Genomic DNA, 23,421 nt, shown 5'->3' with positions numbered 1-23,421 from the left:
TTAAACTTGAATGTCGTTAAAACCCAGTACATCTTTCATGTCATATTTACGTGCTTCACGTCCTACCACCCAAGCCGCAGCACGTACCGCACCCGAAGCAAAGTTCATACGGTTAGTCGCTTTATGGGTAATTTCAACACGCTCACCATCAGCAATAAACATAGCTGTATGTTCACCGACAATATCGCCGCCTCGAATGGTTTGGAAACCAATACTTTGACGCTCACGGGGTCCTGTATGACCTTCACGGCAATACACTGCATCGGTTTTCAAGTCACGACCTAAAGCACCCGCAATGGCCTCACCCATCATCAACGCTGTGCCTGATGGTGCATCGACTTTATGACGGTGATGCGCTTCAATCACTTCAATATCCACTGTGTCGCCAAAGACTTTAGACGCCATTTCCAACAGTTTAATCGAAACGTTGACCCCCACAGAATAGTTGGCTGCATAGACCACAGGTATTTGAGTCGCAGAGTCATCCAAATAAGCTTTTTGTTCGTCATTCATACCCGTGGTCCCAATGACAATGGCCACCCCAGCTTCACGACAAATTTTTAAATGCTGAACGGTCGCTACTGGTGCAGTGAAATCAATGATCACATCACAATCTTTCACTACCGCTTCCAGACTACCCACCACCTTCACGCCGAGGCTGCCAATACCTGCAAGCTCACCTGCATCTGTACCAACCAGTGAGCTTTCAGGGCGTTCCACTGCCGCAGCCAGTTGATAGCCTGCTTCGTGTACCGCTTGAATAAGGATGCGACCCATACGACCGCCGGCACCTAAGACACCAATGCGTGGAGCTGCTGACATAACATATTCCTAATCTAGCTTCAAAATTGCTCTTACTATAGCAAAACTGATTGCCCAGACTAAGGTTTGTTGGCCATTTTCATCGAAAAAATCGCTTTATTTTCAGACATGCTTTCTCATGCTTTTCACAAATTTGCAATCAATCTTACGCAGACTAGGTTCGCTTTTAAAAACAACTTTAAAATGAGGAAAATAGAATGAAAGCCAAGGTACTTTTTCTAGCGATGGCGTTTGGGGGTAGTTGGGCACAGGTTCAGGCTGAACCCGCTGTTCAAGCAGGCGACACCTTAGAAAGTTTGTCACAGGTCAAGATCACTACTAGCACACATCCCAAAGCACAGGCCGAGCAACAAGTACAAGCCGCTGCACCTATGGCTGAAGAAATGGTGTCGGTTGAAGAGATCGATCAACCTGAGCTGCCAACAGAAGCGCAATAACATAAAAAAAGCGGGAAAATATTCCCGCTCTTTTCAACACCGATTCACACGTACCGTATTTAATTAATCAAACAGTCGGTCAAAGAAAGACTTCTTCTTTGGTGATGATTTGTGATCATCTCCATCCAAGGTCTCTTGCAACTCTTTCAACAGTTCACGTTGACGTGCCGTCAAGTTAACGGGTGTTTCAATCACGATACGGCACAGTAAGTCACCTTGCATACTGGTACGTACAGGTTTAACCCCTTTACCACGTAAACGGAACATTTTACCCGTTTGTGTGCCTTCAGGAATTTTCAAACTCACACGACCTTCGAGTGTCGGGATTTCAATTTCTTTACCCAAAGCAGCATCGGCAATGCTCACAGGAACATCCATATACAGGTCTGCACCATCACGTTGGAAGATTTCGTGCTCACGCACCACCACTTCTACGTACAAATCGCCTGACTGACCATCACGAATCGCTTCGCCTTTACCCGTTAAACGAACGCGGTCACCATTGTCGACGCCCGCAGGAATCGTCACTTCTAAGGTTTGTTGACGGTCTTTAACGCCTGAACCATGACAGGTATTACATGGGTTCTTAATGATCTTACCCTGACCGCGACAGGTGCTACAAGTCTGCTGTACAGAGAAGAAACCTTGCTGCATGCGAACCTGACCTGCACCATGACAAGTTTTACAGGTTTCAACATCGTTCGGGTTTTTAGAGCCTTTACCGTCACAGGTTTCACACGGCGCTGGTGCGGTAAAAGTAATGGTTTTTTTCACCCCTCTTACTGCTTCTTCCAACGTCAGTTCCATCACATAACGTAAGTCAGAACCACGACGTGCACGCTGTTGACCACGACCACCGCCGCCACCAAATGCGCCACCGAAAATGTCACCGAATTGACTAAAAATGTCTTCTGCGCTGAAACCACCACCGAAGCCGCCTCCGCCGCCCATACCACCTTCAAAGGCTTGATGCCCCATACGGTCATACATGCTACGCTTTTCGCTATCCGATAAAATTTCATAAGCTTCAGCCGCTTCTTTAAACTTCTCTTCAGCTTCAGCATTGTCAGGGTTGCGGTCCGGATGATATTTCATCGCCAACTTACGGTAGGCTTTTTTAATTTCATCATCACTAGCGGTTTTAGCAACACCTAAAACCTCATAATAATCACGTTTAGCCATGTCTGGCGATGCTCCTCACGGAATTTATTTAATACTCAACTGTGGTCTGAAATTGGGTTCAAACCAAGTTTTACAAGGGGGTGTTTGAAAAAAAATCAGTAGGATTAGAAAACTGCTTTATTTTTCAAAAATTTAGACAGGCCTTTAAACCATCCATTTAGAAGGAAGAGAAATGCAATACAGCTAAAAACCACACCTGCAACCGTGCATGCAGTCACCCACAATGCGCTGTCCCAAGTGAAGAAAATAAGAGGAATAAACCACAGTGCTGCAAATAAAGCCAAAATGCTATAAATCACAATATTGCGCATGACCCAGAGTGCTTGCGCTTGTAACCACACTTCGGCATGATCAATTTGCGTGACTTTTCGGGCATACCAATAGGAAAATGCGCCACTAATCACAGTAAACAAAGCCAAAAACATGAAGACATAAGAAATCGCGATAGAGCGGCGATACTTGGTTACATTGTCTTGCATCATGCGTTTAACCCCATTTGCCACATCGTTGGTTTTTTAATGTGTAGCAAAAAACTGCTTTATAAAAATGCCATAAATTTCAGGTGCTACTATATTGAAATTTTCAACGTTTCGCACCTGATATTGGCATAAATTTACAGCTTATGGCTAATTTTTTTTACTTTAAACCACTGCGCATACAAGGCAGGTAAAAAGAATAGGGTTAATAGTGTCGCCACAATCAATCCACCCATGATCGCAACGGCCATAGGTCCAAAGAAAATACTTCTAGACAATGGGATCATAGCCAGAACAGCTGCCAATGCCGTCAGCACAATTGGACGACAACGTCGCACCGTCGCATCGATGATCGCATCCCATGATTCATGCCCCGCTTGAATGTCTTGCTCAATCTGATCAATCAAGATCAGCGAGTTACGCATGATCATTCCCGACAAGGCAATGGTGCCCAACATCGCAACAAAGCCAAAAGGTTTATTGAACAGTAGCAGGAACAACACCACGCCGATTAAACCTAAAGGTGCAGTGAGCAAGACAATCGTGGCACGAGACATACTGCGCAGTTGAATCATCAGCAAAGTCATGACCACGGCCAAGAACAAAGGCATGCCTGCTGCGACCGATTTACCCCCACGTGCAGACTCCTCCACTGTGCCGCCCACTTCAACCAAATAACCATTCGGCAATTCCGCACGCAGCTGATTCATCTGCTCAGCCATTTCATCCACCACAGTGGCCGGCTGTAACTTGGTCCGAATATCTGCACGTACCGTAATAGTCGGTAGGCGGTTACGATGCCAAATCAAACCTTCTTCAAAGCTATACTCAATTTTTGCAATTTGTGCCAACGGTACTGTTCCGCCATTTGAGGTTGGAACGGCAAGGCTTGCCAGTGATGCCACTTCAACCCGCTCGGCTTGATCGCCACGTAAACGGATTTCAATTAGCTCACGTTTCTCACGGTATTGGTTAATGGTGGCACCCGAAATTGAGCTGTTCAAGAAATTGGCCAAATCTAAACTCGATACCCCCATTTGGCGGGCACGGTCTTGGTCAATCTCTAAATTGATCATCTTGCTTGGTTCACCCCAGTCCAAATGCACATTAGTCGTGTTGGGGTTAGCACCCAGCATCGCTGCGACTTTATCCGCCCAAGCACGCACTTGAGTTAAGTCTTCACCCGACACGCGATATTGAAGTGGATAACCGACAGGGGGACCGTTTTCAAGTAAAGAGACGCGAGTACGCACATCGGGCAATAACTGGCGGATTTGGGTGTCTAAGGATTTACGAATTTCATTGCGATCATCCAGTGAAGAGGCCAAGACCACAAACTGAGCAAAGCTGGCCTGTGGTAGCTGCTGATCGAGCGGTAAATAAAAACGTGGCGAGCCTGTGCCCACATATGCCACATAATTATCTATACCTTCTTGCTTCGACAGGAACTGTTCAACTTTTTTCACCGCATTTTCAGTTGCTGTTAAAGATGCACCTTCTTCAAGTTTTAAGTCGACCAAAATTTCGGCACGATTCGAGGGTGGGAAAAACTGCTGTGGTACTAACTTAAACATCAACACCGAGAGCACAAAAATAGCCACCGTCGTCGCAATGACCGTTTTACGATAGGTCACACACAGATCGACCCAACGGCGAAAACCTTGATAGAACTTGGTTTGATAAGGATCATGATGCTCACCTGCATGATGCACCATCGGCAGAGGTTCTGGCTGTTTGCGCAAACGTGCCCACAAACGGCTATACCACGGCGCTTTTTGAATCAGCTCTTTATTAAAATCGGGCAGGAGTTTGTCACCCAAATAAGGGACAAAAAGCACCGCTGCAAACCATGACACAATTAAGGCAATGGTCACCACTTGGAAAATAGAGCGAGTGTATTCACCTGTACTGGACGCTGCTGTAGCAATCGGTAAAAAGCCCGCAGCGGTAATCAAGGTTCCCGTCAACATAGGAAAGGCAGTGGTTCGCCACGCATGCCCTGCTGCTTGTAGTCGACTGTAGCCTTGCTCCATTTTGATCGCCATCATTTCCACGGCAATAATAGCGTCATCGACCAAGAGTCCCAGCGCTAAAATCAGTGCACCCAAGGAAATTTTATGTAGACCGACATCAAAAATATTCATACCTGCAAAGGTCATGGCCAAAACCAGTGGAATAGAGAATGCCACCACCAGTCCAGTACGGAAACCCAGCGAGAAAAAGCTAACCAGCAAGACAATAATCACCGCTTCAGCCAAAACTTTCATGAACTCGTTGACACTACGCTTCACCGCGACAGGCTGGTCTGAAACTTTCTTCAGCTCCATACCTAAAGGCAAAGTTTTTTGCAGCTTGGAAAACTCAGTTTCTAAGTTTTTACCCAAAGCCAAGATGTCGCCACCTTTACGCATCGACACCGCAATGCCAATGCCATTTTCCCCCATAAAGCGCATACGGGGTTGAGCAGGTTCACTAAAGCCACGATAGACATCAGCCACATCGCTCAGCTGGATGGTTTTTCCATTGACCAATAAAGGCATACGTTGCAGTTCTTCAACGCTCTTAATTTGCCCTGTGACTCGAAGTTGAATACGATCCGATTCTGTTTCAAAAAAGCCTGCACTGGCCATGGTATTTTGCTGTTGCAGGGCTTGTTGCACTGCTGTCACAGGAATGCCTAACTGTGCCGACTTGGTGTTGGAAATTTCAATCCAAATCTTTTGATCTTGCAGCCCAACCAAGTTGACCTTGGCGACATCTTTGACGCGTTGCAGTTGTAACTGTAAACGGTCGGCATATTCTTTCATCAGCGCATAATCAAAGTCTTTACCGGTCAGCACATAAATGTTGCCGAAAGTATCGCCAAACTCATCATTAAAGAATGGTCCTTGTACCCCATTGGGCAGCTGATGTTTGATGTCTCCAACTTTCTTGCGTACGTCATACCACACATCCGGTATCTCACTGGAGCGCATGGCATCTCGTGCCACGAAAGTCACCATCGACTCGCCGGGTCTGGAGTAGGCCATAATGCGCTCATACTTACCCGTGGTCATCAGCTCTTTTTCAATACGGTCGGTCACTTGTTCAGACACCTCACGCGCCGTTGCACCCGGCCAATAGGTCTGTACCACCATCACTTTAAAGGTAAAAGGCGGGTCTTCGCTTTGTGCAAGTTTGGAATAAGACACCACCCCCACGATGCCCAGCAACAACATCAAATAAAGGACCAAGCCCTTATTTTTTAAGGCCCATTCCGACAGGTTATAGTTCATGCTTAACTCCCTGTCGCAATCTTGACCGTTTTATTGTCACGGCTAATCGGTTGAATTTTTTGTTTTTCACGCAGTAAATGCACCCCACCCACCACGACATAGTCCTTCGGCTGTAAACCTGAACGAATGGTAACGCTGTCTCGACCATACTCCCCCACGCTGACAGGGACTTTACGAATGCTGTTGTCAGCATTCACCACCCAGACATAGGCATTTTTACCCGCAGCAGAAACACTGGCTAACGGTACACTCAACACATTGCTTTCACTTGAGCTGAAAAACACCCGTGCACTCTGTCCCAGTTGGATCGTATTTTGCCCTTCACGCAAAGCCACTTTGACACTAAAAGTACGTGACTGATCTGCGGCAGGCGAAATTTCACGGACGTAGGCAGCAAAACGTTCATCGGGTTTGGACCACAAAGTGACGATTGCATCTTGTCCAACTTTAATCTGAGCAATGGCTTGTTCAGGCACACCAATCACCACCTCACGATCACCTGAAATGGCCAGTTGAAACGCGGGTTGCCCTGCTGAAATCACCTGTCCAATTTCAATATTACGCTCGGTAATCACACCGTTTTTATTGGCAATCAGTTGGTTATAACTGGTTTGGTTTTGCGTAACGTTATAATTGGCTTGTGCTTGTTTCAAGCTCGACAGCGCAGCTTTATATTGATTTTCAACGCTGTCGTACTGTGAACGACTCACTGCATTACTCGGTAACAATTGTTTAAAACGTTTGAGTTCATCCTGCGCATTTTTTTCAGCCGCTTGGGCACTCTCTAACTGTGCTTTAGCTGCATTTAATTGTAACTGGGCATCCTGTACATCTAAGCGTGCTAAAACTTGTCCGACTTTGACTTGGTCACCGACATCGACCAGACGCTCCGTGACTTGTCCCCCAACACGAAAAGACAGTGCAGTTTGTTGACGGGCTTGCACTTCGCCTGCATAGCTTTTTTGTTCTAGATGCGTGGTATTCGGTTGGCTCACCATTACCAAAGGTACCGACTCTGGTTCAGTCGTGTCTTTGCTACATCCCCACAAGGTGATACTACACACCACCATCATACTTACCACAAGGGTCTGAATTTTGCTCATGAAGTCTGCTCTTCTTCCATAACCACCAATTAATCAGGCACAATATCCAGACTTAACTTGGTTATTTTTTAATTAATATACTGCATAGTACACTAATTAAAGATATGCTCAGATGTAAATGACTTTTTGAACTTTTTTTTAGGAAAATGTGTGCAAGCTTCAGCAGGACGTCCCAAGGATTTAGAAAAACGGCAACGTATTTTGGAGGTGGCACGTCAGTTGTTTTTACAACATGGCTACCACGGCTCCAGCATGGACCATATTGCCAAGGAAGCGCACGTCACCAAACTCACGGTGTATAACCATTTTCAAGACAAAGCCAATCTGTTCAGTTGTGCGATTGAGGAAACCTGTGAAAAGCTGATGCTGGGTCGTTCATTTCAATTGCAACGTGCCGAAGACTTTGTGCCTATGCTCAAACAGATCTGTGCGTTATCGATGCATATTATTAACCTGCCTGAGGCCATCAAGCTGGAGCACCTACTATTACAGCTCGCCGCTGAACAAAACCCATTACTAGAGAACTTCTATAAAGCCTCTCACCTCAAAATGCGGGCGATTTGGGAACAGTTCTTTGACCAAGCTCAAGCCTTAGGCGTTCTTCAGTTTGAACAGGTCAATGAGGTCATCACCTTATTAATGTCTTTACTGTTTGGATATCGTCACCAAGAAATGTTACTGGGGATGAATGAAGTGCCCAATGCCGAACAACGCGAGCAACTGATTCAAGAGGCTATGGCGGTTTTTTTATTAAAATACCCCTTACAAAAACCTTAAGACTCGGTTAATTAAATTTATATTTTTTATAATTAATTCAAATACTTGAAATTAAAAACCCTCTTTCCTTTAAAACAATTTCTTGCCCTAAGTTGTTCATTTGCTTCTAAATTCAGCAATTAATCCCCTACTTTTGTCTGCCCCTACTTGGATTGTCATCGAATCGGGGTATAGTCAAATTAAGAACAACGAGGGAATAATAATCATGATTCAACAAATTGATGCTCCACTACGTGAAGATGTCCGATTACTCGGCAACCTATTGGGTGAAACCCTCAAGGAGCATGCAGGACAAGATTTGTTTAATCAGGTCGAGCAAATTCGGGCCTTATCCAAAGGGGCGCGGGATGGTCAAGTTGAAGCCGAAAAACAGCTGGAACAACTGTTTTTCAGCCTTGAAGATGATGAAATTCTGCCGCTGACGCGTGCCTTTACCCACTTTTTGAACTTTGCCAATATTGCGGAGCAATACCATGTGGTCCGTAGCCGTCGTCAAAGTGAATTTGATGAGACCGCACCCTCTCCAAATCCGCTCGACCACCTCTTTGCTAAATTTAAAAATAACGACATTTCAACCGATACGCTGTTCCAGCAAATCTGTGATTTAAATATTGAACTGGTTTTGACCGCTCATCCCACTGAAGTCAGCCGTCGTACTCTGATCCAAAAATATGATGGTATCAACGATGCCTTATTTAAAATGGATCAGCAAAAACTGACCCCTCGTGAGCGCCAAACAGTCCTTGAAGACTTAAAACAACTAATCTGTTCGGCGTGGCAGACCGATGAAATTCGTCAACACCGTCCAACCCCAGTCGATGAAGCAAAATGGGGCTTTACTACTATTGAGCAAACCTTATGGAATGCCGTGCCGAAGTTCATGCGTGAACTAGACGACATGGTGATTGAGCACTGTGGGCAACGTTTGCCTCTCCATGTCGCACCTGTACGTTTCGCTTCATGGATGGGGGGTGACCGTGACGGCAACCCGAATGTGACACACAACATTACGCAAGAAGTCCTGTGGCTATCGCGTTGGAAAGCGGCTGACCTTTACTTACGTGACATTGAAGACTTGCGTTGGGAACTGTCGATTCAAAACTGTAGCGATGAACTGCGCCAAGCCTTGGGTCAAGACCATCCTGAACCCTACCGTGAATATTTGCGCGATACTCGCGAACGGCTGAAAGCTACGCGCCATTGGCTCGCAGAAAAACTGCGCGGTGCCGATGCCGATGACAGCTTGGTGATTAAAGCCAAAGATGAACTGTTACAACCTCTACTGCTGTGCTATCGCTCTTTGATTGCCAGCAATCTGCCTGAAATTGCCAATGGGAAACTGCTGGACTTTATCCATCGGGTGAACTGTTTCGGGATTGAACTGCTGAAACTGGATATTCGCCAAGAGTCAGGACGTCATCGCCAAGCGATTTCGGCCATTACTGAATATTTGGGTCTGGGTAATTTTGAAACGTGGACCGAACAAGCGCGCCAAAACTTCTTATTACAAGAGCTACAAAGCAAACGTCCGCTGTTGCCGAAGCATTTAAATGAACCTGCACAAAGCTTAATTGAGCAGCCTGAAGTACAAGAAGTATTTGCCACCATGCGCACTTTGGCAGCTCAGCCTCAAGAAAGTTTAGGTGCCTATATTATTTCGATGGCTGAATATCCAAGTGATGTGTTGGCGGTACTGCTTTTGCAAAAAGAAGCGGGTATCCAACACCCTCTACGTGTGGTGCCATTGTTTGAAACATTAAAAGACTTAGATGGCGCCGCAGCCACCATGAATACCCTATTCAATATGCATTGGTATAAACAGCATATTCAGGGCAAGCATGAAGTGATGATTGGCTATTCGGACTCAGCAAAAGATGCAGGCTTTATGTCAGCCAATTGGGCACAGTACCGTGCGCAAGAAGAATTAACCGCGATTGCAAAAACGCATGGCGTACAACTCACACTATTTCATGGTCGTGGCGGTTCCATCAGCCGTGGCGGTGCGCCAACACAACAAGCCTTGTTTTCACAGCCACCTGGCTCGATTTCAGGTGCAATTCGAGTCACTGAACAAGGTGAAATGATTCGCTTCAAGTTTGGCTTAGAAGGCATTGCGCTACAAAACTTAGAGATTTATACCGCTGCCACTTTAGAAGCCACTTTACTTCCACCGCCCGTCCCAAAACCTGAGTGGCGCGAATTAATGCACAGCATGACCGATTTGTCGGTACAAGTGTATCGTCAGACTGTGCGAGAAAACCCGCACTTCGTAAAGTACTTACGTACAGTCACGCCAGAGCTTGAACTGCAAATGTTACCGCTTGGCTCACGCCCTGCAAAACGTAAAGTCACTGGCGGCATTGAGTCCCTACGTGCCATTCCTTGGGTATTTGCGTGGACCCAGATTCGTTTGATGTTACCCGCTTGGCTAGGTACTGGCGCGGCAATTAACCAAGTGATTGATCAAGGTCATAAAGCCACCTTAGATGAAATGCTGGTGGCATGGCCGTATTTCCAAACCCTGATTGATATGTTGGAAATGGTGCTCTCAAAGTCTGATGCTCATGTGGCGCTGTATTATGAGTCGCACCTGACCGATGATGAAGACTTGAAAGTGCTCGGTGAACATCTGCGTCAGCGCTTAAAGTATGCGGTGCAAACCCTCTTGGCGCTTAAAGGTGAGTCTAAACTCCTCAGCAGTAACGAGGTTTTAGATCAGTCGATGAGAGTGCGCAAACCGTATTTATTGCCGCTGCATTTACTCCAAGCAGAGTTAATGAAACGTCGCCGCCGCTACCTAGAAGAGCGTCAGGAAACAAATACACCTGTAGATCATGCACTTATGGTGAGTATCGCCGGTATTGCAGCAGGTCTTCGTAACACAGGATAAAGTTTTAAGCCCGCTCCATTTAAAGCACATCACTATGATGTGCTTTTTTATTGACCGCATGGTCAAACCTTTTATAATTTTTTTTATCAATCCAATCATAAATATTTATGAATGAGCGATTGGCTAAATTTACCAATTAAACCTTGATTTATCATTATTTTTCTCTGTACACGACAAATTTCACAGAACCCTTATCCTATCAGGATTCTGCCTTCTTAAAATTGCCAAAATTTCCTTAAACTCTTCTTTTTTCCCAAAACCAATTAAACGCTGAATCGCCATTTGAACATAGTCTAAACCATAGCGAAATAAACTCATTGAGAGTCGTCCATGCTTCTTTATTTTTATCGCTTTTTTTTGATCATGTTGCCATTCACCCGTTAAGTAACACCAACAGAAGCTTATAGCTAACACCGCAATCAATTTTTTCACTCGTCTAGGGTCTGTCAAGCGCGTATTTTCAAGATTAAACCCGCGTCCTTTGAGACAACTGAATAAGGTTTCAATTTCCCAGCGTAATGCATAATCCTGAATAGCATTGGCATTAAACTGAGGAGAAACGACGAGTAAAAGCTCTCCATTTTCTAACTGTAGTGCACTTATATATAGTTTCACCCGACCAACCAAAATCCGTCGTTTACGACATTCAATTTGACCAACTTTAAGATGGCGAAATAAATCACTAATTTTATGATTCTTTCCTAAATGATTGGTGACAATGAAGTTTTTTTAACACGAATGCAGAAGTTGATGTCTTGTTCAATTAACCATGTAAACCACTGCTCACCGATAAACTCTCTGTCTGCGAACACATTCACAATACGGTCTTTACCAAAAATGGCTATAAAGCGTTGAATCAAAGCAATGCGCTCTTTCGTATCTGAATTTCCACGTTTATTAAGCAATGTCCAAAGGATAGGTATCGCTATTCCACGATAAACGATTGCGAGCATCAGGATATTAATATTTCGTTTTCCCCATTTCCAATTGGTTCTATCTAAAGTCAGTTGCACTTGGTCGAATGAAAACATATTGAAAATCAACTGAGAAATTTGACGATAATCAAAATACTGACCTGCAAAGAAGCGCTGCATACGTCGATAAAATGATTGTGGTAAGCACTTGATGGGCAAGGCTTTAGATGCAGAAGAAAGATTACATGTTTGCTTTAAAATAATCACAAGCATGATGAGCGCAAAGCACTTTAAATGTGACTTGTTCCATTTTAGAGATTTGTTTAAGATAAGATATAACTCATTGAGATGTATCATAGTATTCGTCGTTAGAAAACAATTATTGTGACATTATTTCAATGAGTTATCTATTTTTGTCGTGTACAGAGATTATTTTTAAAAATAAAAATTTTTACCATGCGGTAAAAAGTTCTGAAAAGTCATGAGATTAGTTTGAACAATTTTTTGTATCACTGATTAAATCTTCTAAAAAACAAGAGTATGATGTGCACAATTTATCTTTAGAGTGCTCAAAAAATGTCCAATTGGTTTCCCAAATGGCGCCCGTACGAAGGCAATATCGATGCACGTCCTGTTGGCACAAGTGAATACCTCCCTGCTTCACAAAGTGCAATTTTAGGTGTTCAGCATGCCTTTGCCATGTTTGGAGCAACGGTTCTTGCCCCTTTCTTAATGGGCTTCGATCCCAACCTTGCCATTTTAATGTCCGGGATTTGTACCATCTTGTTCTTTATTATGACGGGTGGACGTGTTCCAAGCTATTTAGGTTCAAGTTTTGCCTTTATTGGGGTTGTGATTGCAGCAACGGGCTATACCGCATCGGGCACAGGCGCACTCAATCCAAATTTAGCTATGGCGGGCGGCGGTATTATTGCCTGCGGCGTGCTCTATACCTTGTTTGGTTTTATGGTCATGGCAACGGGCACCAAGTGGATTGAAAAACTGATGCCGCCTGTGGTGACAGGTGCTGTGGTGATGATTATTGGTCTCAACCTTGCCCCAGTGACGGTCAAAGGCGTTGCGGGCAATTCCTTTAATATGTGGATGGCACTGGTTACCGTATTATGTATGGGCTCGATTGCAGTCTTTACCCGTGGTTTATTGCAGCGTCTCTTATTATTAATTGGTTTGTTACTGTCTTACTTGGTCTATTTCATCGTGACCAACGTTATGGGCTATGGCGCAGCGATTAATTTTGCACCAATTCAACAAGCCGCTTGGTTTGGTTTACCGACTTTTCATGCGCCTGAATTTAATGCCAATGCCATGATGATCATTGCACCAATTGCGTTAATTTTGGTGGCAGAAAACCTCGGTCACATTAAAGCCGTGAGTGCGATGACCGGTGAAAACCTTGATCCGCACATTGGTAAAGCGTTTGTTGCCGATGGTGTCGCAACGACATTAGCAGGCGGTGTCGGCGCACCAGGCATGACCACCTATGGTGAAAACATTGGAGTCATGGCAGTCACACGAGTTTACTCGACCATCATTTTTGCCATCGCAGGTGTGTTTGCCATTTTCTTGGGTCTGTCACCGAAATTTGGTGCCATCATCCATACCATTCCGACCGCGATTTTAACCGGTGCGTCGATTGTAGTGTTTGGTTTGATTACCATCGCGGGTGCAAAAATTTGGATTGAAAACAAAGTCGATTTTTCACAGAACAAAAACCTGATGGTCGCAGCAGTCACCATCATTTTAGGTACAGGTGATTTTGCCTTACAAATTGGCAACTTTAACTTGGGTGGTATTGGTACTGCTACGTTTGCAGCGTTGTTCTTAAACTGGTTCTTCAGCTTAGGGCAAAAAGATTAATCTATCTGATATTTTGATTATCCATTGTTGATCGCAGCCTTCGGGCTGCTTTTTTTGGTCTAATGCTCTGACTCCTATTACACCTAAAGGTATGTCTCAAAACGCAAAAAGGACTAAGATAAAGCAACATTTTCCGCTTTTACCCTGCCATGCGCCTTGATTTTTTTGATCTGCAATTGTTTATCAATATCCTGAATACAGGCAGTCTGACCAAAGGTGCAGGACGTTCCGCCATTTCTTTACAGGCCGCCAGTGAACGGATTAAAAAATTAGAACAGCATTTTGAAGTCAGTTTATTTACCCGCCATGCAACCGGGGTAAAAGCGACCCTTGCTGGGCAAACCTTTGCGGAACATGCGCAGCACTTACTGCAACAACAGCAGCAATTACGACAGGCCATGTTGTCCTTTGCCCACAGTGCAACGAGCAACATTATATTGTGGTGCAACTCATCGGCACAGAGTGAGTACTTACCGCATTTATTGCCGCAGTATTTAATGGAAAATCCGAAGATTCATATTGAATTAAAAGAAGCCGAAACCAATGACATCATTCAGGCCCTTAGTACAGGTACGGCGCAGTTGGGCCTGATCTCTGGTTTTTTTGATGCAGGGCAGCTTGAAACTCAAAAGTTTGCTGAAGACCCATTGGTACTGATCTGCCCAAGCCAACACCCACTTGCCACTGCGGCTCAACTGGAGCTGGGTGAATTATTGCAACATCCGTTTGTGGGCCTCATGCAATATCACTCCTTACAACAGTCAATAGAAGCTCAAGCCAAACGCTTAGGCTGTGACATCCACTATCGTCTACGGGTGCCGAACTTTGCCGCGATCGCCCAAGTCGTTGCCAATGGCGTCGGCATTGCGATTATTCCCAAACGGGCAGCCCTACGTTTAAAAGTACAGTATGATTTTCAGCAGGTTGAACTCTTAGGCAAATGGGCCAACCGCAAGTTGCTATTAGCGGCACGGTGTTTTGATCAGCTCGCAGTAGATTACCAACGCTTTAGTCAATTCCTCTTGAGCCAACATGACCAACTCATTGCGCATTAAAGCCAGCCCAGTTGATGTAAAACCATATAACTGCCAAATAGCACTAGGCCCACAAAGAACACCTTACGAAAGGCTTGTTCAGGGATGCGGTAGCGAATTTTAGTGCCCAACCACATTCCGAGCAATGCAGGAAGCAGAGCGATCAACGACAGTTGATAGTCAATGGGAGTGTCTTCAACAGGATTTAGATGTAAATACACAGCAAGACATAAAGTTGAAACGGTAAAGGCAAGGCCGAGCGATTGTACCAAATCATCCCGTTTCAAATGCAAGGACTGCAAATATGGCACCACAGGAATCACCACCACTCCAGTCGCCACCGTCAAAGCACCACCCAAATAGCCCATGATCGGTGATAAATATTTTTCATACGGGGCTAAGTTGGGCATGTTTTTGGCAAACAAACCATATAGACCATAAATGGCCAACATCCCGCCCAACAGCGCTTCACTTTGAAATTCGCCATGTCCAAGTGTAGGAAAAACACTCCAAACTGAACCAATGATCATGCCCACCAGCAACGGCCAAAAGCGTTGTACCAATCGCAGTACACGTCCTTCTGCAAACAATTGCCAGAAGTTCGTGACCATGGAAGGGATAATCAGCAAAGTTGCCGCTTGAAATGGACTAATCACCAAAGATAAAAGTCCCATCGACACGGCGGGCAAACCCAGACCAATGGTACCCTTAATCATGCCTGCGACAGCAAAAACAAAAATAACAAAAGCAAGCATGACGCTTCTCTCTAAACACTTAGCGCCATGCTATAAAATTTAAATCTGGGCTCATATCACTGTTTTTAGAAGTAAGCCTCAACCAAAGATTGAGGCTTACTGGAAAGAATGGTCTGGACTCAACTGTTATTGAATCCAGATGTGATGCAGTGTGCTTCTGCTTAGTATTTAAAATTTAAGCTGAAGCGGAAAGTACGTGGATCGCCCCAATTCACCAATTGCGCATTTGGCGTGGTGCCGACTAGATACTCTTTATCAAACAGGTTTTTTACACTGAACTTTGCGCCCCAATTTTTAGCTTCATAGCCAGCACTGACGTCGTACAGCGTATAGCTCGATAGCGGTACATAAGAAGTCCCTCGTTGTGCTGTACGCTCGCCCTGATAATTCGCACTGGCACCAATATTCCAGCCCAGTGGCTCATCAGCAAAGAAGTATTGGGTTGATAAAGAGGCTGCATTTTTAGGCACATGGTTAATCCGCTTACCAATATCACTGCTGGTGGTACTTTCTGTCGTTTCCGCGGTAGGAATATAACTATAGGTTGCAGTCAGGTTCCATTGATCCGTCAATGCAGCGGATAATTCCGTTTCAAAACCTTTGGTTTTTTGTTCACCGATTTGCACAGAATAACCGAGGGTAGAATCCGACTCAGTCACGTTCTGACGGGTTAAATCATAATAAGCCACATAACCTTGCAGTCTTTGATTCAGCCCTTGGAACTTAACCCCAACCTCAAACTGTTCTCCCTCTTCAGGGTCCAATAGTGTTCCGCCAGCGCCAGTGTCGCTCACAGGAAAGAATGAGGTTGCATAACTCACATAGGGCGCAAACTTATCATTGATTTGATACATCAAAGATGCATTACCCGTGAAAGCATTGTCCGAGTTTTTCAGCATCGTATCATTGAAAAGGTCATCGACTTCGACCTGTGTCCAGTCATGACGACCCGATAAGCCTAAGATCCAATGATCATCAATTTTAAAATTATTACGCAGATATACGCCCATATATTGGGTATCTGTTATTTGATGCGATTTGGTCGTGGTCGCCTTTGCGATAGGCGTATAGATCGGATTATTGGCATTAAAGGATGACAAGCTGTTACTACGGCGCTCATAGTCACTGCGCTCATGCATCATGTCCAAACCAACCATCAAATCATATTGGGTTTTGCCCCAATCAAAATGACGCGACAAATTATGATCCAGCGCAAAATTCACATCGTCTTTAATCTGTCTTTCCACCGTCCGTTTGATGGTCGGTAATGTGTTATTACTCCCCGCCAATACCGGATTGTTATCTGCATCGGTTTTGGTGACCGCAAAATTTTGTTTAAAGGTCCAGCCATTATCAAAATAATGCGCATAGTTCGACCCTAAGCGCAAAACATCGACCGTATTACTTAGATTCGGCGCACCAAAAAATAAGGTCTGTGAATAGTTTTTATAAGCGCCATTGCTATAGGGAATCCCCTGCTGGCGAATAAAATCCCGATACTGATAGCTGGCAATCACAGACAGTTCGTCTTTTTCACCTAAGTCAAAATTATAAGACGGTGCAATATAATAATTTTTATAATAAACATAATCAGTTGGATCATCTTGGTCAGAGGCATGACCCACCACACGAAACGCCCCTTTTTCGCTATCATTTGGCGCATAGTTGATATCAAATGTGCCATCCACAAAGGCATTGCTGCCATAGCTCACACTGCCCCGAGAAAAAGTTTCAGCTTCAGGACGTTTGGTGGTTAAGTTAACTAAGCCGCCCGGCAAGGCAAAGCCAAAACCAGTCGATGTCGGCCCTTTGACAACCTCAATTGACTGTAAACCACTGATGTCTTCTGAACGTAGGGCATTATCAGAAGTTTGAATACGCAAGCCATCGACATAGGTCTGTGCGCTGGAAACCTGACCACGAATAATAAAGTCATCCCAACCACGGCGACCATACTGCCCTGCGGTGACCCCCGCTACACCCTGCAAGGCTTCAGACAGTGTTTTTGCTTGTTTCTGTTCCAGTTGTTTTTCACTAATCACGCTGATCGATTGTGCGGTTTCAAAAAGTGGGGCATCTGAACGCAAAACAGCTGATGCTGTTTTTGCTGCATATGCCGCTTTGTCATCAGCACCTTGGGCTTCAAATTGCAAAGTCGGTAAAACTTGGGATGATGCTGTTTCTTGTGTCTCGCCCTGAGCAAACGCTGCTGTAGTCATCACGGCCAGAATGGATAAGCTCAAAGAAGAAATATGAAAACGCATAACATCGATCAACAGACAGAAAGAATGCCAATTATAATCATTTTCATTTGGAAGCCTATTTATTAATAAAATTTAACAATAAATTTAATTGTTAAACCTCATTAACACTATTAATAAGCACTTTAATAACTCAGCCAAAAAACACCATCGGCTTTAGGTTTCATATGTTATTGGACTGTTTTGATCAATAAGAGATATACAAAACTCAGCCTTCGCTTTCATCCACAGGGTCGGTTTTATATTGATCTTCCAGCACATTACTGAAAATACTTTCAATCATCCAGACGCGATACAGACTATTAAAGACATAGCTCTGCCCATCCACGCGCAGTTCAATCACGGGGAAATCAGGCTGGGATTTCATTTCACAGAGCATGTCATTTTCTTGAAGCTTGGCTTCCACATCTTCGGTGATCAATGCTGTGATTTCCAATTCTTGCATCAGTTGATCAAAATGCGATTTAAAGGATAAATCTTTGCCTTGGGTCCAAACGGCTTTCAAAATCCGATACATGGCATCAATACGCTGCTCTTCAGGCACGCTATAAAATAACTGCGCCATCGCCAAAGTGGCTGCTTGCGTCGGACGGCAAAACGGTGTGAATTTGATTTCTGTCCGTTTAGATAAGCGCGTTGCCAAACTCCAATCAAACCCATCTCGACCGTGATAGCTGAGCGGGTAGACATTGAGCTGAATATTATAATAATCAGCCAGTTCTTCTTTAATATAGGCCAATAACAACCATGAAATTGGATCTTCTAGCGCAACGTATAGATCTAACTCTGGATCGAGCGCCTGAATTTCATTTAACTCTTCAGCATCGCTAATCAAATGCTCACGCCAATCAATATGATTGATCAAGAAAATTGGGTTATCGGTAAATAATTTTTGTTGTTTTAACCGGCGCGTTAAACGTAGCAGATCATCGACCGCATGATACTGACGGTCACCGAGTTGGAAGTAACTGGCTAGTACCGCATCATCATTAAAAATACGTTCTGGAAAGTTTTGCTCTTGATGGTGACGGCTGGCCATCGCATATAAGGTGCGCAGCTTACCTTCTTGTTTTTGCCACAGCATGTGAAATACGTCTTCCAGCAAATACAAAAAGTCCTGCCCTCGCAGCGGCGTATGCCGCAAGATGGTTTCCGCTTGGCTCAGCGCCTCAGGACTGGGTTGTTCTGGCGTTTCATGAAAGCTAAAACGATGTTGACGCGACAGAATTTTGGCATCATTTAAACAATAAGTTTGCCACTCCAAAGCCGACATTTGATTCGGGGGGGCAGCAGCCTGACTGGAAATGACCACCTTCAATGGTTTCAGTTCGTCCGCTAAAATTTCTTCAATTTGTGGTAACTGCTGAACCGCTAAATAGCTATATACATCGTCGAGGCGTAAATGAATACTCAAGCCTTGTTCAGTAGATACGACCGTTTGACGAATCGGTTTTTGGTAAAACCAACGCGATCGAATCGGATCGAACCATCGACGCAACAGTGACATGAGCAAAGCCTCTAAATTAAACCCTTGAAAGTACTACAAGGGTTTATATCAATTCACAGCAAAATGATCAATTAGACATCTAAATTTAGATCAGTTACCGCGCCTTTTTCCGCACCAGTGGTCAGTTTTGCAAACTTGGCCAAAGCCCCATAACGATAATTCGGTTGCGGTTTCACCCACGCGGCTTGACGCGCTGCGATCTCTTCTGCCGAAACATGCCATGTCATTTCGCGAGTTTCTGCATCAATCGAGATTTTATCGCCATTTTGCACTAAACCAATTGGCCCCCCTTCATAGGCTTCTGGGGTCACATGACCAATGACAAAGCCATGACTGCCACCAGAAAAACGACCATCGGTGATTAAAGCCACAGATTTACCCAAACCTTTACCAATAATCGCTGAAGTCGGTTTCAGCATTTCTGGCATACCCGGCCCACCTTTAGGCCCTTCACCACGAATCACCACTACCTCACCTGCTTGAACTTCGCCATCTAAAATGCCACGCATTGCGCCGATTTCACCTTCAAAGACACGTGCTGGCCCTTCAAAGTAAAGGCCTTCTTTGCCGGTAATTTTAGCTACAGCACCTGTTGGAGATAGGTTACCCTTGAGCACCACCAAGTGAGAGTCTTTTTTAATTGGCGCGTCGAACGGTAAAATAATCTGCTGACCTTCTGGATAGTCTTCAACCTCTGCCAAATTTTCCGCCAAAGTCTTTCCAGTGACCGTTAAACATGAACCATCCAGCATGCCAGCATCCAGCATGCGCTTCATCAGCGGTTGAATACCCCCAATCGCAATCAGCTCAGACATCAAATATTTGCCAGATGGGCGCACATCAGCCACCACGGGAATATCTTGCCCGATACGGACAAAATCATCCAAACTCAGTTCAACTCCAGCGGTATGTGCCATCGCCAGTAAGTGCAGCACACCATTGGTCGAACCACCCAAGGCAATCAGCACTTTAATTGAGTTTTCAAATGCAGCTTTGGTCATAATGTCGCGCGGCTTTAGGTCTAAGCGCAGCAAATTCATCACCGCTTCACCTGCTTTTTGACAGTCGATCCGCTTGTCATCCGAAACCGCCTCTTGTGCAGAGGAGCCCGGCAAACTCATGCCCAAAGCTTCAATCGCAGAAGCCATCGAGTTTGCAGTGTACATGCCACCACATGAACCCGGCCCCGGCAACGCCACTTCTTCAATCTGTTTGACCTGAATGGCACTGATTTCACCTTTGGCGTGCTGACCCACAGCTTCAAAGACAGAAATCATGTCGGTATGCCCTGCGCCCGGCTTAATTGTACCGCCATAGACAAACAACCCCGGACGGTTTAAACGGGCCAAGCCCATGATGCAACCCGGCATGTTTTTGTCACAGCCACCAATCGCGATCACCCCATCATAGGCTTGGCATCCCACCACCGCTTCTATCGAATCCGCAATAATTTCACGGCTCAACAAAGAATACTTCATACCTTCGGTGCCGTTAGAAATACCATCTGAAATGGTGATGGTATTAAAAATAATACCTTTACCACCTGCTTGATTGACCCCTTTTTCGGCCTCACGTGCCAGTTCATTAATATGCATATTACACGGCGTGACATTGGCCCACGTCGAAGCAATACCGACAAAGGGACGAGTAAAGTCTGAATCTTTAAAGCCTGTGGCACGCATCATGGAACGTGCGGGTGCATTTTCAATTCCTTCATAAACAGGAGCTGAATGTTCGCGGATATTGTCTTTACTCATTGTATTTGTCCTTAGCGATGGCTGCGTATTGCTCTACAGTCTGGGCAATTTTTTCTGTTTTTATTGTATAGAAAGCAGGCTAGACATAAAAGTACAATGAGACTTTTGAGTCAATCCCAATCAAGCTCTTCACGGTCTTAACATATTGATCTTGAATCCATCAGGTTGTCTGATACACGGAAACGTCGTCCGCAACCTGCGTAGCCGATTCAATGGGCGGTTTTTTTCAAGGCATTCTTTTAGATGCAGAAAATAAACAGGTTTTGCGGACGATCAATGGTTTTGCCTACTTTTGCCGAAACAAAAGTAGGTCGAACCGAAGGATATCAACTGCAATTTGAGAAACCTATTTTAAGACTCCATTGTGCTGAACCAATGACTTTTAAATAAAAAGCACCCCAAATGGAGTGCTTTTTCTAACCGGTAAAAAACTACCAATTAAATTTCACGTACTGCACCTTTAGACGCACTCGTGGTATGCATCGCATAAGCTTTTAAGGCTTTAGACACTTTACGTGGACGTTGTTCAGCAGGTTGCCAGCCTTTGGCTTCTTGCACTTCACGGCGCGCAGCCATCGTTGCTTCATCCACGGCTAAGTGAATGCTACGGTTTGGAATATCGATTTCGATACGGTCGCCATCTTCCACCAAACCAATTGCACCGCCTTCAGCCGCTTCAGGCGACACGTGACCAATCGATAGACCTGATGAACCGCCAGAGAAACGCCCATCGGTGAGTAAAGCACAGTCTTTACCAAGGCCTTTCGATTTTAAGTAACTGGTTGGATACAACATTTCTTGCATACCCGGACCACCACGCGGACCTTCGTAACGAATCACCACCACATCACCAGCAGTGATTTTTCCACCTAGAATCGCCTCTACCGCTGCATCTTGGCTTTCAAACACACGTGCCGTGCCGTTGAATTTCAAGATGGAATCATCCACACCCGCTGTTTTCACAATACAGCCTTCAAGTGCGATGTTGCCGTACAGCACAGCCAAACCACCATCTTGAGAGAAGGCATGTGCAGCATTACGAATGACGCCATTGTCACGGTCACCATCCAATCGTGAATAATAACGGTCTTGTGAAAATGCGGTTTGCGTCGGTACACCGCCCGGTGCTGAGCGGAAGAATTGATACACTTCTTCGTCTTCCGTACGAATGATATCCCATTTGTCCAAAGCATCTTTTAAGGTTTTTTCATGCACAGTCGGTACAGACGTATCCAATAAACCGGCACGGTCTAACTCACCCAAGATCGACATGATGCCACCCGCACGATGGACATCTTCCATGTGTACATCTTGCTTTGCAGGGGCAACTTTACACAGTACAGGCACTTTACGTGACAAACGGTCAATATCCGTCATAGTAAAGTCAACTTCTGCTTCATGCGCCGCTGCCAACAAGTGTAGAACGGTATTGGTTGAACCGCCCATTGAAATATCAAGCGTCATGGCATTTTCAAAGGCTGCTTTGGTGGCAATTGAGCGTGGCAACAAACTGTAATCATTTTGTTCGTAATGGCGTTTGGTGATTTCAACAATCAACTGACCAGCGCGCTCGAATAGTTTTTTACGATTCGCATGTGTCGCTAAGGTTGAACCATTGCCTGGAAGGGATAGACCCAACGCTTCGGTTAAACAGTTCATTGAGTTTGCTGTAAACATGCCTGAACATGAACCACAGGTTGGACAAGCTGAACGTTCGTATTCAGCCACTTCTTCATCAGTGAAGCTGTCATCTGCTGCGACAATCATGGCATCGACAAGGTCAATCGCGTGTTCATTGCCACGAATTTTCACTTTACCCGCTTCCATCGGCCCGCCAGAGACAAACACCACTGGAATATTCAAGCGCATAGACGCCATCAACATGCCCGGGGTAATTTTGTCACAGTTTGAAATACACACCATCGCATCTGCACAGTGTGCATTGACCATGTATTCCACCGAGTCTGCGATGAGGTCACGTGAAGGCAATGAATACAGCATGCCATCGTGGCCCATCGCAATACCATCATCAACGGCAATGGTATTAAATTCTTTAGCTACGCCACCTGCTTTCTCAATTTGACGTGCTACAAGTTGACCTAAGTCTTTTAAATGAACGTGACCTGGTACAAATTGAGTGAATGAGTTGACTACCGCAATAATCGGCTTACCAAAGTCTTCATCTTTCATCCCCGTAGCGCGCCATAAGCCACGCGCACCCGCCATATTTCTTCCGTGTGTTGATGTTTTTGAACGATAGTCAGGCATTGTACTTTTCCAACATAGTTGTGCTTGAGATGAATGTCTACATTCACTCTGGCTAAAATCTGAGTTCTGAGAGTGTCAAACTGTC

At 44.9% G+C, this 23,421-nt stretch carries 16 protein-coding genes; 5 read left to right on the top strand and 11 right to left on the bottom strand.

Annotation, left to right across the window (positions count from 1 at the left end):
• On the bottom strand, window positions 1–822 hold the full coding sequence (gene dapB / locus AC4MDD_RS00290; protein WP_104221742.1) for a 4-hydroxy-tetrahydrodipicolinate reductase: 822 nt from the start codon (window positions 820–822) through the stop codon (window positions 1–3).
• A 197-nt stretch (window positions 823–1,019) separates the two neighbouring features.
• Here dapB and AC4MDD_RS00285 point away from each other — a divergent pair, with 197 nt between their 5' ends.
• Entirely contained in the window at window positions 1,020–1,259 is a 240-nt protein-coding gene (locus AC4MDD_RS00285) for a hypothetical protein (RefSeq protein WP_063454361.1), read from the top strand.
• A 63-nt stretch (window positions 1,260–1,322) separates the two neighbouring features.
• Here the strand turns inward: AC4MDD_RS00285 and dnaJ are convergent, their stop codons facing one another.
• The 4 genes from dnaJ to AC4MDD_RS00265 all read right to left on the bottom strand — a co-directional run bounded on the left by dnaJ (window position 1,323) and on the right by AC4MDD_RS00265 (window position 7,295).
• Window positions 1,323–2,441, bottom strand: coding sequence for a molecular chaperone DnaJ (dnaJ, locus tag AC4MDD_RS00280; RefSeq protein WP_004978425.1), 1,119 nt, complete (start codon window positions 2,439–2,441; stop codon window positions 1,323–1,325).
• Between the two features lie 104 nt (window positions 2,442–2,545).
• Window positions 2,546–2,923: a hypothetical protein gene (locus AC4MDD_RS00275; RefSeq protein WP_114837485.1), complete on the bottom strand. Its 378-nt coding sequence runs from the start codon at window positions 2,921–2,923 to the stop codon at window positions 2,546–2,548.
• Window positions 2,924–3,054: 131 nt separating this feature from the next.
• Window positions 3,055–6,192 (bottom strand): efflux RND transporter permease subunit, encoded by a 3,138-nt coding sequence (locus AC4MDD_RS00270; protein WP_491882160.1) that lies wholly within the window; start codon window positions 6,190–6,192, stop codon window positions 3,055–3,057.
• Between the two features lie 2 nt (window positions 6,193–6,194).
• Window positions 6,195–7,295, bottom strand: a complete 1,101-nt coding sequence (locus AC4MDD_RS00265; protein WP_491882159.1) for an efflux RND transporter periplasmic adaptor subunit — start codon at window positions 7,293–7,295, stop codon at window positions 6,195–6,197.
• A gap of 150 nt (window positions 7,296–7,445) precedes the next feature.
• Here AC4MDD_RS00265 and AC4MDD_RS00260 point away from each other — a divergent pair, with 150 nt between their 5' ends.
• Complete coding sequence (locus AC4MDD_RS00260; protein WP_491882158.1) at window positions 7,446–8,072, top strand: TetR/AcrR family transcriptional regulator; 627 nt, start codon at window positions 7,446–7,448, stop codon at window positions 8,070–8,072.
• A 205-nt stretch (window positions 8,073–8,277) separates the two neighbouring features.
• Window positions 8,278–10,962, top strand: coding sequence for a phosphoenolpyruvate carboxylase (ppc, locus tag AC4MDD_RS00255; RefSeq protein WP_491882157.1), 2,685 nt, complete (start codon window positions 8,278–8,280; stop codon window positions 10,960–10,962).
• Window positions 10,963–11,142: 180 nt separating this feature from the next.
• Here the strand turns inward: ppc and AC4MDD_RS00250 are convergent.
• A protein-coding gene (locus tag AC4MDD_RS00250; RefSeq protein ID WP_100607965.1) for an IS4-like element ISAba1 family transposase occupies window positions 11,143–12,233 on the bottom strand; the annotation gives its coding sequence in 2 pieces (ribosomal slippage) (window positions 11,143–11,693 and window positions 11,693–12,233; 1,092 coding nt in all).
• A gap of 219 nt (window positions 12,234–12,452) precedes the next feature.
• Between AC4MDD_RS00250 and AC4MDD_RS00245 the strand changes: the two genes are divergently transcribed.
• On the top strand, window positions 12,453–13,754 hold the full coding sequence (locus AC4MDD_RS00245) for a solute carrier family 23 protein (RefSeq protein WP_114837490.1): 1,302 nt from the start codon (window positions 12,453–12,455) through the stop codon (window positions 13,752–13,754).
• A 149-nt stretch (window positions 13,755–13,903) separates the two neighbouring features.
• On the top strand, window positions 13,904–14,809 hold the full coding sequence (locus tag AC4MDD_RS00240; protein ID WP_491882156.1) for a LysR family transcriptional regulator: 906 nt from the start codon (window positions 13,904–13,906) through the stop codon (window positions 14,807–14,809).
• Here the strand turns inward: AC4MDD_RS00240 and AC4MDD_RS00235 are convergent.
• The 5 genes from AC4MDD_RS00235 to ilvD (AC4MDD_RS00215) form a co-directional block, all read right to left on the bottom strand.
• Window positions 14,806–15,543 (bottom strand): sulfite exporter TauE/SafE family protein, encoded by a 738-nt coding sequence (locus AC4MDD_RS00235; RefSeq protein WP_062031789.1) that lies wholly within the window; start codon window positions 15,541–15,543, stop codon window positions 14,806–14,808. The genes AC4MDD_RS00240 and AC4MDD_RS00235 overlap by 4 nt on opposite strands.
• Before the next feature lie 161 nt (window positions 15,544–15,704).
• Window positions 15,705–17,807, bottom strand: a complete 2,103-nt coding sequence (locus tag AC4MDD_RS00230; protein WP_491882155.1) for a TonB-dependent siderophore receptor — start codon at window positions 17,805–17,807, stop codon at window positions 15,705–15,707.
• A 205-nt stretch (window positions 17,808–18,012) separates the two neighbouring features.
• Window positions 18,013–19,311 carry a hypothetical protein gene (locus AC4MDD_RS00225; protein WP_491882154.1) on the bottom strand — a complete coding sequence of 433 codons (1,299 nt, stop codon included), beginning with the start codon at window positions 19,309–19,311 and terminating at the stop codon, window positions 18,013–18,015.
• Window positions 19,312–19,382: 71 nt separating this feature from the next.
• Window positions 19,383–21,068, bottom strand: coding sequence for a dihydroxy-acid dehydratase (gene ilvD, locus AC4MDD_RS00220; RefSeq protein ID WP_490747280.1), 1,686 nt, complete (start codon window positions 21,066–21,068; stop codon window positions 19,383–19,385).
• Window positions 21,069–21,506: 438 nt separating this feature from the next.
• Window positions 21,507–23,336, bottom strand: a complete 1,830-nt coding sequence (gene ilvD, locus AC4MDD_RS00215) for a dihydroxy-acid dehydratase (RefSeq protein ID WP_131230917.1) — start codon at window positions 23,334–23,336, stop codon at window positions 21,507–21,509.
• Window positions 23,337–23,421 lie beyond the last annotated feature (85 nt).

This window comes from Acinetobacter sp. CAU_H_29a_1 (assembly GCF_058599505.1).
This window is presented reverse-complemented; position numbering and strand designations above follow the sequence as displayed.

Excerpts from the sequence above, each read along its gene's own strand:
- AC4MDD_RS00270 (WP_491882160.1), bottom strand. The coding sequence starts at position 6,192 with ATGAACTATAACCTGTCGGAATGGGCCTTAAAAAATAAGGGCTTGGTC.
- dnaJ (WP_004978425.1), bottom strand. The coding sequence starts at position 2,441 with ATGGCTAAACGTGATTATTATGAGGTTTTAGGTGTTGCTAAAACCGCT.
- AC4MDD_RS00225 (WP_491882154.1), bottom strand. The coding sequence starts at position 19,311 with ATGTCACTGTTGCGTCGATGGTTCGATCCGATTCGATCGCGTTGGTTT.
- dapB (WP_104221742.1), bottom strand. The coding sequence starts at position 822 with ATGTCAGCAGCTCCACGCATTGGTGTCTTAGGTGCCGGCGGTCGTATG.
- AC4MDD_RS00245 (WP_114837490.1), top strand. The coding sequence starts at position 12,453 with ATGTCCAATTGGTTTCCCAAATGGCGCCCGTACGAAGGCAATATCGAT.
- AC4MDD_RS00240 (WP_491882156.1), top strand. The coding sequence starts at position 13,904 with ATGCGCCTTGATTTTTTTGATCTGCAATTGTTTATCAATATCCTGAAT.
- ilvD (WP_131230917.1), bottom strand. The coding sequence starts at position 23,336 with ATGCCTGACTATCGTTCAAAAACATCAACACACGGAAGAAATATGGCG.
- AC4MDD_RS00265 (WP_491882159.1), bottom strand. The coding sequence starts at position 7,295 with ATGAGCAAAATTCAGACCCTTGTGGTAAGTATGATGGTGGTGTGTAGT.
- ilvD (WP_490747280.1), bottom strand. The coding sequence starts at position 21,068 with ATGAGTAAAGACAATATCCGCGAACATTCAGCTCCTGTTTATGAAGGA.
- AC4MDD_RS00230 (WP_491882155.1), bottom strand. The coding sequence starts at position 17,807 with ATGCGTTTTCATATTTCTTCTTTGAGCTTATCCATTCTGGCCGTGATG.
- ppc (WP_491882157.1), top strand. The coding sequence starts at position 8,278 with ATGATTCAACAAATTGATGCTCCACTACGTGAAGATGTCCGATTACTC.
- AC4MDD_RS00235 (WP_062031789.1), bottom strand. The coding sequence starts at position 15,543 with ATGCTTGCTTTTGTTATTTTTGTTTTTGCTGTCGCAGGCATGATTAAG.
- AC4MDD_RS00285 (WP_063454361.1), top strand. The coding sequence starts at position 1,020 with ATGAAAGCCAAGGTACTTTTTCTAGCGATGGCGTTTGGGGGTAGTTGG.
- AC4MDD_RS00275 (WP_114837485.1), bottom strand. The coding sequence starts at position 2,923 with ATGATGCAAGACAATGTAACCAAGTATCGCCGCTCTATCGCGATTTCT.